This is a genomic window from Dyadobacter sp. SG02 (genome assembly GCF_900109045.1).
In the GTDB taxonomy this organism is placed as follows: domain Bacteria; phylum Bacteroidota; class Bacteroidia; order Cytophagales; family Spirosomataceae; genus Dyadobacter.
On sequence record NZ_FNYL01000008.1, the window covers coordinates 24,978 to 37,422 of the forward strand.

Annotated in this window: 11 protein-coding genes; 4 read left to right on the forward strand and 7 right to left on the reverse strand. The window is 48.6% G+C overall.

Features of this window, described 5'->3' with window-relative positions; translation table 11 throughout:
• Positions 1–31: 31 nt before the first annotated feature.
• From BMW93_RS19220 to BMW93_RS19250, 7 genes are all read right to left on the reverse strand, one after another.
• On the reverse strand, positions 32–1,525 hold the full coding sequence (locus BMW93_RS19220; RefSeq protein ID WP_090379985.1) for a peptide MFS transporter: 1,494 nt from the start codon (positions 1,523–1,525) through the stop codon (positions 32–34).
• A 157-nt stretch (positions 1,526–1,682) separates the two neighbouring features.
• Positions 1,683–2,591 (reverse strand): hypothetical protein, encoded by a 909-nt coding sequence (locus tag BMW93_RS19225; RefSeq protein ID WP_090379988.1) that lies wholly within the window; start codon positions 2,589–2,591, stop codon positions 1,683–1,685.
• A 149-nt stretch (positions 2,592–2,740) separates the two neighbouring features.
• Positions 2,741–3,526 (reverse strand): YgcG family protein, encoded by a 786-nt coding sequence (locus tag BMW93_RS19230; RefSeq protein ID WP_090380759.1) that lies wholly within the window; start codon positions 3,524–3,526, stop codon positions 2,741–2,743.
• Between the two features lie 4 nt (positions 3,527–3,530).
• Positions 3,531–3,974 (reverse strand): TPM domain-containing protein, encoded by a 444-nt coding sequence (locus tag BMW93_RS19235; protein WP_090379990.1) that lies wholly within the window; start codon positions 3,972–3,974, stop codon positions 3,531–3,533.
• 69 nt (positions 3,975–4,043) lie between these two features.
• Entirely contained in the window at positions 4,044–4,625 is a 582-nt protein-coding gene (locus BMW93_RS19240; RefSeq protein WP_090379993.1) for a LemA family protein, read from the reverse strand.
• Between the two features lie 147 nt (positions 4,626–4,772).
• On the reverse strand, positions 4,773–5,963 hold the full coding sequence (locus BMW93_RS19245) for a deoxyribodipyrimidine photo-lyase (protein WP_090379997.1): 1,191 nt from the start codon (positions 5,961–5,963) through the stop codon (positions 4,773–4,775).
• Between the two features lie 109 nt (positions 5,964–6,072).
• Positions 6,073–8,019: an OmpA family protein gene (locus tag BMW93_RS19250; protein ID WP_090379999.1), complete on the reverse strand. Its 1,947-nt coding sequence runs from the start codon at positions 8,017–8,019 to the stop codon at positions 6,073–6,075.
• 476 nt (positions 8,020–8,495) lie between these two features.
• Between BMW93_RS19250 and rpsL the strand changes: the two genes are divergently transcribed.
• The 4 genes from rpsL (at position 8,496) to rpsJ (ending at position 12,283) form a co-directional block, all read left to right on the forward strand.
• Entirely contained in the window at positions 8,496–8,909 is a 414-nt protein-coding gene (rpsL, locus tag BMW93_RS19255; protein WP_026350530.1) for a 30S ribosomal protein S12, read from the forward strand.
• Positions 8,910–9,029: 120 nt separating this feature from the next.
• Positions 9,030–9,497: a 30S ribosomal protein S7 gene (rpsG, locus tag BMW93_RS19260; RefSeq protein WP_019941733.1), complete on the forward strand. Its 468-nt coding sequence runs from the start codon at positions 9,030–9,032 to the stop codon at positions 9,495–9,497.
• 225 nt (positions 9,498–9,722) lie between these two features.
• Positions 9,723–11,843, forward strand: coding sequence for an elongation factor G (gene fusA, locus BMW93_RS19265; RefSeq protein WP_090380002.1), 2,121 nt, complete (start codon positions 9,723–9,725; stop codon positions 11,841–11,843).
• 134 nt (positions 11,844–11,977) lie between these two features.
• Positions 11,978–12,283: a 30S ribosomal protein S10 gene (rpsJ, locus tag BMW93_RS19270; protein ID WP_015813787.1), complete on the forward strand. Its 306-nt coding sequence runs from the start codon at positions 11,978–11,980 to the stop codon at positions 12,281–12,283.
• The last annotated feature ends 162 nt before the right edge of the window (positions 12,284–12,445 follow it).

The following is a 12,445-nucleotide window of genomic DNA, read 5'->3' on the forward strand; positions in this document are numbered from 1 at the left end:
ATGTATTTGTTTTTGAAGTATATAAAAAGACTTAGTGAATGCCACCCATCCAGCCTTTGATCGGCTTCCAGAATGCAAGCAGAACGAGGCCGAAAATAGTAGTAATAATGGCTACCTGATTGAACAGCGCCGGCATTTGCATAATATTCGATTCATCGAAACCTCCCGCGAAGAGCCCGGCAATGAGGTTACCGAGCGACGCGCCCACGAACCAGATACCCATCAACTGGCTCACATAACGTTTAGGCGCCAATTTGGTATAAGAACTCAACCCGACAGGGCTCACGCAAAGCTCGCCGATCGTGTGCAGGAAGTAGGTAAATGTGAGGAAAAACGGAGAAGCGAGTTCCCCTTTCACCGCGATATTCGAAGCTGCAACCATCACAAAGAAGCTCAGACCGAGCAATATCAAACCCATCGCAAATTTGACGGGAATAGAAGGGTTACGGTTTTTGGAAGAAAGCGATATCCAAAGGCTCGCGAGCACCGGTGCGAAAATCAATACAAAAGTAGGCTGGAAGTTCTGGAACCAGCTGGACGGTACTTCCCATCCACCGATCATGCGCTGGGTATGGCGTTCAGCGAAGATTTGCAAGGAGGTGCCTGCCTGCTCATAACCCGCCCAGAACAATGCAATAGCTAGGAACAGGATGATCAGTACGCCGACGCGGTATTTTTCCACGCGCGTAAGCCCGCCTGCGATGAGGATGAACAGGAAGTAGGCGGCAGAAATGGAAACGATGATGACGCCGGCACCCTGTGCAAGGCCTTGCGCGGTTGTCATATTGATAGTACCTGAGGTTTGCAACACGATCAGGAACACGACCAGCAATGCGATCAATCCGTAACCGAGCATTTTGCTGTTGCCCGATACCGGCACAGGGGCTTCTTCGCTGGTATCCCTCGCGGACGGCACATCACCAAGCCCTTTCAGGTAAGTAGCGCTGCCGAACCGGAAAACGATCAAGCCCAATAACATGCCGACGGCCGCCGCGCCAAAGCCCATATGCCAGTTGACCTTTTCCCCCAGATAGCCCACAATGGCAATCCCAAGGAACGATCCGAGGTTGATACCCATATAAAAGATAGAGAACGCCGCATCACGCCGGGCACCGCCTTCGGGATATAGCTCGCCGACAATGGAGCTGATATTCGGCTTCAAAAGTCCGGTACCGATGGCTACCGTACTGAGTCCAAGAAAAAATATGGCCGAGCCAGCCGGTATTGCCAGGATAATGTGCCCCAGCATAATGACGATACCTCCGTACCATATCGCTTTTTTCTGGCCCAGGATATTGTCTGCCAACCAGCCGCCGGGCAATGTGAGCAAGTAAACGGAAGCGGTATAGAGCCCGTAAATGGCCGTGCCTTCGGCTGCACTCATTCCCATCCCGCCTTTGATATTATCCAGTAGAAAAAGCAGAAGAATGGCCCGCATGCCATAATAGCTGAAACGTTCCCACATTTCGGCAAAGAACAAGACATACAGCCCTTTGGGGTGTTTTTGGGAAATCTGTGAAGACATAGAAAGAGAAGTGTTTTATTTGGTTTTTGGGGTTGTAAACAAACGTTTTTATCGTGCAAGATAGGAATTATGGGAAAATATCAATCACTCACCAAAATAAAAGCGGTAGCAGTTTGTAATGACTGCTACCGCTCTGAATAAAGGTATTATGACCGGCTTATTTAACGGAGAATGATCCTTCACCGATCGAAAATCCTTCGGAGTAAAGCTCGATCGTGTACTTGCCCGACGTGAATGATGCGTCGCGGTCGTACAGGATACTTACGTCCTGATTGTTGTTGGAATACGCCACATCCTTGCTGATCGTGTAGCCTTGTTCCTGTCCGTTGTACTGAAAAACGCCGGAGCCGGTTTTGGTATCCGAAATGGTCGCGCCGGAAGGGTCGATGATGCGCAGATAAATGGTTTTGCTGTCAGCAATGGTCAGCGGGTTCTTTTCGAGAATGAAGTCCACGCGTACCTTGTCTACTCTTTTGGACTTAACATTCTCGCCCTCGCGTACCTTACCTTTGGACGATACCGCGTACACCTTCACGTTACGTGCGCGCAAGGCGGCGGCCATGGTTACTTTCGATTCAAGCTCGGTATTCTGGGCAACGACGCCGCTTAATGAGTCGCGTACTGCCTGGCGGCTGGTCTGCAACTCGGTCTTTTCCTGCGTAAGGCCTTCGTTCTGGCTTATCAACTGCTGGTTTTCTTCCCGAAGCTGGGCGATCTCGGTGTCCTTTTTGGTGAGAAAATCCTCATATTCCTTGATTTTCCGGCCCATGTTCGCATTACCCTTGCGTAAAGTGGCGCGGTCGTTTTCGAGGGAGGCTTTCACTTTTTGCAGTTCGGCGACATCGCCTCCCAATCCCTGTACTTCGAGAATGCGTGCGTCGAGCTGTTTGGAGATAGAATCCAGCTTGATTTCAGAGGCTGCCAGTTGCTGAACCCGGGCTGTGAGGTCAGTTTCCTGCTTTTGTGTGATGTTGTGTTCCTTAAAATAAAGGTATCCGAACACTGCGGCCACAATGGTCATCAGGATCAATCCCACAACCAGACCGGTATTGCTTTTCCTTTCCATAAAAATTTGTTTAGGTTTTGGTGATATAGTTTATGGAATATGTACAAAAAAGCATGCCACTAGTATACGTCGTTCAAACCGACCTTAAAGCAAAAGCGGGCAGAAGACTAATGCTTCTACCCGCTTTTATCTATCTGCTGTTTGAAATACTAATAATCACCTCCTGCGCCGCCCCCGCCGAAACTACCTCCTCCAAAACCTCCGAATCCACCTCCGTCGCCGCCTCCGAATCCACCGCCCCAGTTGCCGGAACTGCTGCCACGGCCCGAATGCGTGGTGTAGGGAAAGAATATCGGTGGAATGCCGAGGTCCCGATAGCCACGGTTGCCTCCTCCGCCTCCACCCCGGTTACGGAATATGAAGATCAGGATGATGATGAATATGATCACGACAATCAGCAGGGGAGGGAAGCCGCCATCCTCGCCGCTGTCCTGCTTCGGATCGGCTTTGTACTCGCCGGAAGCATATTTGAATATCATGTCGACGCCGTCGTTGAGGCCCTGGTAAAACTGCCCGGCCTTGAACTGAGGCGTGATCACTTGCGAAACAATGCGCTTGGCAATCGCATCGGGTATCGCGCCTTCGAGGCCGTAGCCGGTTGCGATAAATACTTTCCGCTCCTTCGGCGCCCAGAGCAAGATGATACCATTGTTTTTACCCTTCTGACCAACGCCCCATTCGGTACCTAGCTTGAATGCGTAGTCGGCAATGGGGTAGTCGCCCAATGTAGGAACGATCGCTACCACGATCTGTGAGGAAGTGGAGTCGTTGTAAGCGACGAGCTTTTGTTCCAGTTGTGCTTCTTCCGATTGGTTGAGCTGGTTGGCAAGGTCGTTGACGAGCCTTGGCGGATTGGGCTTGGGCGGAATATCCTGCGCCTGCACACCGGCAAATGCCGTGACGACAAGCAATAGGTAAATGAGGAATTGCTTCATAGGATTAATGGCCGAACGAAATATCATCCGGAAGTTCATTGATGTCGCCGGACTGGTAAGGGAAGTGTTTTTTGAGTTGCAAACCGGCTTCCATGATACCATGACGAAGCCCTTCCTTGAACTCTCCGGCTTTGAAATGGTTGCGCAGGAGCTCTTTGGTACTGTCCCAAAAGCTGGCGGTTACCTTTTCATCGATTCCTTTATCGCCCAGTACTGCAAATTTCCGGTCCTCGTAAGCGAGGTAAAACAATACCCCGTTGCGTTCCGCGGTTTCGTGCAGGTGCAAAAAGAGGAATACTTCCCTGGCGCGGTCCATGACGTCGGGGGCAGGGCATCTCTTCTCGATATGCACTTTCACTTCCCCGGAAGTCTGTTTTTCTGCTTCCTGAATTGCCTCAATAATGTATTGCTGCTCTTCGTCGGTGAAAAATAGGGGTTCGGTTGCCATGGAGCCGGATAGATACGAATGATTGGAAACTATTGCGCCGGGCTTTTTGTAATGGCCCGGCGCTGAAACTTAGAATTGTACGGTAGGCGCTTTTTCGGAGCCCGGAGCGGCAGTGAAGTAGCCTTTCTGGGAGAATCCGAACACCCCGGCGAAGAGGTTGGTCGGGAAGGTGCGCACTTCCTGGTTATAGTCTTTCACCACATTGTTAAACTTGCCGCGTTCCACGGTAATGCGGTTTTCGGTGCCTTCGAGCTGAGCTTGCAGTTCGAGGAAGTTCTGGTTGGCTTTCAACTGCGGATATTGTTCAACCGAAACGAGCAAGCGTGATAACGAACCACTCAACTGATCCTGCGCGGCCTGGAACTTGGCAATATTTTCAGGGGTAAGCTGATCTGCATTGATCGTCGTTTGCGTGGCTTTGCTACGTGCTTCGATCACAGCTGTCAATGTGCTTTTTTCAAAATCGGCGGCACCTTTTACGGTGTTTACCAGGTTGGGGATAAGGTCGGCGCGGCGCTGGTACTGGCTTTCCACTCCGGCCCATGATTCTTTTACGACCTCATCTTTCTGTACGAGGCCATTATATTTACCGCAGCCAACGAATCCGAGAATCAGAACAACGACGATAACTGCAATGAGTCCTTTTGACATTTTAATATTCAGTTTAGAGTTATTGAATGTGGTTCAAAGTTGACCAAAGCTAACAAAATCTTTAAGAAAAACTACATAACCGGTTCCCTGAGGCAATATGGGCCTGCTAGCGCGGGATGGCGGGTTTTGAAGTAAAAATCCGGTAAATTAATCTTCTCCGACACCGGCCAGGTTGTTCCAGCGACCCCAGTTAACAGACGCTTCATAGTCGAGCAACAGGCTTTCGAAGTACATAGCGCCCCACGTCCAGTTGATGTCCAGGTCATCGACCAGGTACGTAGCTGCCAACTCACGTTCCGCTGCGGTAATGAAGCCGGCATTCGTTAGCTTCCGGATAATGTCATTTATTGCCCGGTTATCTGTTTCCCCTCCAGCCCACTTCTGGAACCCGGCATTATCATTCTTCCAGCGACGGTTGAAATGATGCTTCACACCACTCGGCTTGAACATCCTCGGGCCAAACCTGAGCAATGTCCAATGCAGGAACTCCCTTTTTAGCAGGTTAGTGATAATGGCATCTTCCGTTACCGCATGCGATTGGGCGGTTTTTACACTTCTATATATGTAGGATGCCGAAATGCAGCCCAGCGAAAGCCAATCGGAAAGCCGGGTGTCGGTAAGTGGTTCTGCGGAAGGATAGGCAATGTCCTTTTTGACGTATTGCGCTACATAATCCTTCAAAACGGCCAGCGCGTGCCGCTCTCCGCCTGGTGAGGCGCCCGAAGTTTCTGCGGGTATTTCATTCGGATCGATCCCGAGTTCCGGCAAGCCTGGAATGGCACCGGCTTCGAAGTCGGTCGGTAATGTGATCGCCTCGGGTGTGGGGAACTGGTCCTTTATTTTAAGGTCGTTGCTCAACAAGCGTTCAAAGTCGGAGAAACCGGAAGGTAGCTTGGATACAGGGAAGGGCAGATCGGTTGCACTGATCATCGTGTCCATCCAGAACAGCTTGATATCGACGTTCGCGGTTTTGAGGTTTTTACTGAGGGAAGATTCAATGCGGGTTTCCTGCGGTGCTATTTCCTTGCTGGTGTAAACATAGTCGGCATTGTAATCTTCGGCGAGCTTGGCAACGATGGTTTCCGGAGTACCAATACGAATGAGCAGGTCTCCTCCTTTTTGCCGGATATTTTCACGCAATTCGGTGATGGATTCGATCAGGAAGCGTGTGCGCAATGCGCCTGTTCTGCGGAAACCAAGCTTTGTTTTTTCGAATTGACGGGGATCAAAAACGTATACGGGAAGGATTTCATCTGCAGAGTTAACGGCGGCGGAAAGCGCCTGGTTGTCCTTTAATCGTAAATCATTCCTGAACCAATAGATAATGCGTCGGGCCATTTATACTAACTGATAATTACTCTTTGGGATATATTGTTAATGCAAGTATACGAAAAAGCCCGCTGCGAAACCGATCGGTTCACAGCGGGCTTTCCTATGGTTGAGTAAATCAATAACTCAGGATCGTGAATTCCGTGCGACGGTTGCGCTGGTGCTCTTCTTCGGTCTTGGCGTTTGGAATGATGAGTTCTCTTTCACCATAACCCTTGGCCTCCATTCTGTCAGCTTCGATACCTTTCGAGTTCAGGTAAGCAACTGCCGACTCGGCGCGGTTTTGCGAGAGCGTCATATTATAGGCGTCGGTTGCGCGCGCATCCGTGTGTGAGCTGAGCTCGATGGTCATCGTTGGATTGTCTTTCAGGATTTGAACGAGTTTATCCAGTTCGGTAGCCGCATCCGGACGGATATTGTATTTGTTCAAATCGTAATAGATATTTTCAAGAACGAAGGTTTTGTTCAGTTCCAGCTTGTCAAGCTTGATGGTCACATTGAAAGTAGTATCCGTCAATTCTTTGGTCAGGAAGATCGGTGGAATGTTGCGGCCCGACATCGAGAATGGCTCTCGCTTGCTGATGTAGCCTTTGCGCTGAACGAGCAACTGGTACGACTGGCCTTCTTCAACCGGCTGTCTGCCGAACTTACCATCTTTCGCGGTCGGGAATTCGGCGATCTGGGTATCGGATGTATCCGGCAGGATATGTACCACCGCAGAATCAATCGGAGTAGGCGTCTCGCCATTCGCGATCACATTTCCGGCGAGGAAGTAGCGGACTACTTTGCGTTTGCCATTAACGTAGTTCGGGTTGTTTGGATTGAGCGGGTCGTTCGGGTCGTTGTGCCTGGCGACGGTTGTCGTATCCTCTTCTTCTGGCCCCGTGAAGTAGTAAATGTCGTCGTCACCCTTGCCGCCGTCGCGGTTGGAGGCGAAGAAACCCTTGTTCAGGTTTTTATAAAATACCAATCCGAAGTCGTCTTGCGGACTATTGAAGGGCAGCCCCATATTTTCTATCGTGATCACGCCCTGTGTTCTGGTGGCAGAAAACAGATCGAGTTTGCCAAGACCGGGATGGCCGTCGGAAGAGAAGTAGAGCTTTCCGCCTTCGGCAACATACGGGAACATGTCGTCGCCGACCGTATTAATGTCCTTACCCATATTTACCGGGCGGCTGAACCGGCCCGAAGCATCCATATTCGTGCGGTAAATGTCGATACCACCGACGCCACCTGCGCGGTTGGAGGCGAAATAGAGCGTTTTGCCGTCGCGGGAGAATGCGGGCGACCCGTCCCATGCGAGCGAGTCGTTAATGGGAAGTACTGCGGGAGGCGTCCATTGGCCATTGATATTACGGCTCATATAAAGGTCCACATCCGGGGATTTGTCTTTTTTCTTACCCGTATTACTCCTGGCAAAAACGAGCGTCTTGCCATCGGGAGAGAATGCGGGCGAGGCGTCGTGGGCTTCCGCATCGAAAACTTCCTGGCTGAACAAGACCGGACTGCCCTGCGTATTGCCCGGGTCGGACGCAATATTGATTTTGTAAAGTCCCAGCATCGGCTGGCCGTTGTTGGTATAAATCTTGTCCTTTTTTGAAGCGGAAAATACCAGCTCACTACCCAAAACGGTTGGTGCGAACTCGGAACCGGCGGTATTCAATGGAAGGTCTTTCAGCTCGACTTCCATTTTGGTTGTTTTCAAACGGTCGGCAATGCGGATGATCTCGATTTCGCGCAATGCCCTGTCCTTCAAGTTCTGCGGAACGTTTTCCGTCTTGGCAAATTCAGAAAACTGGGCTGAGGCGTCGGCATAATCCCCGGTTGTTTTCAATGCATAAGCATATTGAAAACGGGCGTCGGCATTGGTGATGCCTCCGTCGAGTGCTTTTTTGTAGTAAGGAATGGCTTCCTTGAAGCGGTTGGAGAGGCGGTAGGACTCTGCGATGAGGTAGCTCGTCTGTACCGGCTCGATATTAGCCTCGGCGGCTTTCTGGAAACCTTTGATAGCGAGGTCATATTCTCCGTTTGCAAATTTCTTTTGACCGTCTTTATAAGCTTGCATCGCCGAGTTGCAGCCGGACAAGTATAAACAGATTGCAAAACAAACTATGAGAGTAAAGTAACTCCGGATAAGTTTCATAATGTAAAGTATAAAATCAAACGATTCGACGCGCACTCTGGGTTTCTGAAAAACAATACTAATAAACAACGATTGGAAATAAAATTCAGGATACCATATAGGAAGAATTTTATTCGAAAAATGAGCTTTTCGTGAATTTCTGCTGCATTTGTTCGCCAAAACCAGCTGTTCGCTCAAAACCCATCGGTTACTTACTAATCATTCTCCGACAACGTCCTGGCTATTTCCTGACCACTTCCTGACAACCCCTGATGACGAATGGTAGGAAACGGATAAAAAAAGTTGTTAACGGTTTGTAAATCAAGGATGGTTTATTACTTTTGCAGTCCGATTTTTCGGGAAAAGTGTTTATATAACAAACGATCGGTTAGGTAACCGAATCAAAATCAAATTGTTAAATGCCTACTATTTCACAATTAGTCCGTAAAGGTAGAGAGACCATTACATGGAAATCCAAGTCTCCGGCTTTGGATTCATGCCCTCAGCGCAGGGGCGTGTGCACCCGGGTGTACACAACTACGCCTAAGAAGCCAAACTCGGCGCTTCGTAAAGTAGCCCGTGTTCGTCTGTCGAACAACAAGGAGGTGAATGCCTACATCCCAGGTGAAGGCCACAACCTGCAAGAGCACTCGATCGTATTGATCCGCGGTGGTCGTGTGAAGGATTTGCCAGGTGTTCGTTACCACATCATCCGTGGTGCATTGGATACCGCAGGTGTTAACGGTCGTAAGCAACGTCGTTCTAAATATGGCGCTAAGCGTCCGAAACCAGGACAAGCTCCGGCAGCACCAGTAAAAGGTAAGAAAAAATAAAAAGTAACTCTCTCTGCTTTTATTAAGTAATTCAAATCTTATAAAAGGGAAGTAATCCTGACATTACCTCAGGGTGAATAAGTTGCAAAACGAAACCTCGTTAAAAAACATTAAGACAAAATGAGAAAGTCGAAACCTAAGAAAAGATATATCCTTCCTGATCCGAAGTTCAGGGACGTACAGGTTACCAAATTCGTTAACAACCTGATGTACGAAGGAAAGAAAAGCATTGCTTTCACTATTTTCTACGACGCATTGGAACTGGTTGAGAAAAAAACCAGCGAAAATGGTCTGGAAACATGGAAAAAAGCATTGAACAACGTAACTCCTTCCGTGGAGGTTAAGAGCCGTCGCGTGGGTGGTGCTACTTTCCAGGTTCCTACCGAAGTTCGTCCTGAGCGCAAGCAGTCACTGGGCATGAAATGGTTGATCAACTACTCCCGCAAGCGTGGCGAGAAGACAATGGTTGACCGTCTGGCCGGCGAAATTATCGCTGCTGCGAAAGGTGAAGGTGCTGCTGTGAAGAAGAAAGACGACACGCACCGTATGGCAGATGCCAACAAGGCGTTCTCGCACTTCCGTTTCTAAGCGAAAGCGCAGACATAAATGGTCGGGAGCCCGGTTTGTCCGGGTTCCCGATTTTTATTTTAATGGTTTTGAGAAAAATAACTTTTCCTTAATTGTTTTTATAATCAACAATTTATACTTTTGCGCTCTGAATTTTCAAAACCAGCAGTTTACGCTGAGAGGAAAGTTCGAACAGCTTCGCATTGAATTGCACTTTGAATATAAAAAAACACATCACCATCTGTCATGGCACGTGATTTAAGATTAACAAGAAACATTGGTATTGCTGCGCACATTGATGCCGGTAAAACAACGACAACGGAGCGTATCCTTTACTACGCAGGGGTTAGCCACAAAATCGGAGAAGTGCACGATGGTGCTGCTACGATGGACTGGATGGAGCAGGAGCAGGAGCGTGGTATCACTATTACTTCCGCTGCTACGACTGTTAACTGGAACTACCGCGACGAAAAATACCACATCAACATCATCGATACCCCTGGACACGTTGACTTCACAGTAGAAGTAAACCGTTCTCTTCGTGTATTGGATGGTCTTGTGTTCCTTTTCAGTGCAGTAGATGGTGTTGAGCCTCAGTCTGAAACAAACTGGCGCCTTGCTAACAACTATAATGTAGCACGTATCGGTTTCGTAAACAAAATGGACCGTTCGGGTGCCGACTTCCTGAAAGTTTGTACTCAGGTGAAAGAAATGCTGGGCAGCTACGCTGTACCTCTTCAATTACCTATCGGTGCGGAAGATACTTTCCGTGGTGTGGTTGACCTCGTTAACTTCCGCGGTATCGAGTGGAACGAAGCTGATAAAGGTATGACTTTCACCGAGGTGCCTATTCCTGACGATATGCTGGAAGAAGCTACTGAATGGAGAGAGAAATTGCTCGAAGCGGTTGCTGAGTTCGATGAGACTTTGATGGAGAAATACTTCGAAGATCCTAATTCGATCACAGAAGATGAAATTCTTGCTGCATTGCGCGCTGCGACTATCAGCATGAAGATCGTTCCTATGGTTTGCGGTTCTTCTTTCAAAAACAAAGGAGTTCAAACCATGCTGGATTACGTGATGGCTATCCTGCCTTCACCTCTTGACCGCGAAAGCATCGTTGGTACAGATCCACGTACTGGAAACGAAATCAGCCGTCAGCCGTCTGAAAAAGATCCTTTCTGTGCATTGGCATTCAAAATTGCAACTGACCCTTACGTAGGTCGCCTTTGCTTCATCCGTTCTTACTCGGGTGTGCTTGAATCGGGTTCATATGTATTGAACAACCGTTCAGGAAACAAAGAGCGTATCTCCCGTATCTTCCAAATGCACGCTAACAAGCAAAATCAGATCGACAAGCTTGAAGCAGGTGATATTGGTGCGGTAGTAGGTTTCAAAGATATTAAGACAGGAGATACTCTTTCTGAGGAAAAATCACCGATCGTTCTCGAATCGATGGTGTTCCCGGAACCGGTAATCGGTTACGCGATCGAACCTAAGAAAGCGGCTGATAGCGATAACTTCTCAAAAGCGATCACTAAACTGATCGAAGAAGATCCGACCCTTCAGGTTGAATCTAACGAAGAGACTGGTCAGACGATCATCAAAGGTATGGGTGAGCTTCACCTTGAAATCATCATCGACCGTATGCGTCGTGAGTTCAAAGTGGAAGTAAATCAGGGTGCTCCTCAGGTTGCTTACAAAGAGATCCTTACCAAGAACTACGAACACCGCGAAGTTTACAAGAAACAAACGGGTGGTCGTGGTAAATTCGCCGACATCGTTTTCGAAATCGGACCACGCGACGATAACGAAGAGGGACAAGAGCCGAAACAAGGTTTGCAGTTTGTGAACGAAGTTGTGGGTGGTGCTATCCCTCGCGAATTCATCGCTCCTGTTCAGAAAGGTTTCGAAGCTGCGATGATCAATGGTGCGCTTGCAGGATATCCTCTGGATTCGATGAAAGTGCGTTTGTTCCATGGATCATTCCACGATGTCGATTCAGATTCACTCTCTTTCGAATTGGCTGCGAAGATCGGTTTCAAAGAATCGGCCCGTCACGCGGGATCGAAATTGATGGAGCCTATCATGCACGTGGAAGTTCTGACTCCGGACGAGTACACAGGACCTATCACAGGTGACTTGAACCGTCGTCGTGGTATCATGCGCGGTATGGACACCCGTAACGGTGCGCAGGTTATCAAGGCTGATGTACCTTTGTCTGAATTGTTCGGTTACGTGACTGACCTTCGTACAATGTCATCTGGACGTGCTACTGCATCCCTGACGTTCGCGTACTACGAAATCGTACCTAATAACATCGCTGACGGTGTTATCGAGAAAGCGAAAGGTCTCGTTAAAGCTTAATACAAGTAATGCGTTGCAGAAGCAATTCTGCAACGCATTTTTATGATATAGCCTGTGAAGTAAATGGTTCTTTTGCAGGTGTAATTGCCGGAACAACCCGGCGAGATTTTCTGAACCGGAAACAAACAAATACAATGAATCAAAAGATCCGTATCAAACTTCGGTCATTCGACCACAACTTGGTTGACAAATCAGCTGAGAAAATCGTTAAGGCAGTAAAGGCAACAGGCGCGGTAGTAAGCGGTCCTATTCCTTTGCCGACAAAGACAGAGAAATTCACTGTTCTTCGTTCGCCGCACGTTAACAAGAAATCGAGAGAGCAGTTCCAGCTTTGTACTTACAAGCGTTTGGTGGACATCTTCTCTACGAGTGCAAAAACGGTAGACGCCCTGATGAAGCTCGAATTGCCAAGCGGCGTTGATGTAGAGATCAAAGTATAGTAATGCCGGCTTATTCATTAAGCCAACTACATAAATTGGATGAAGGTCCGGGTTCTTCCGGAAACCACATCTGAGCTCAGAAAAGCCTGACAGGCACATGGTTAACCCAGGAATCAGTCAGCTTCTCAAAAAATGAGGTCAGATGTTCGTTCATCTGACCTT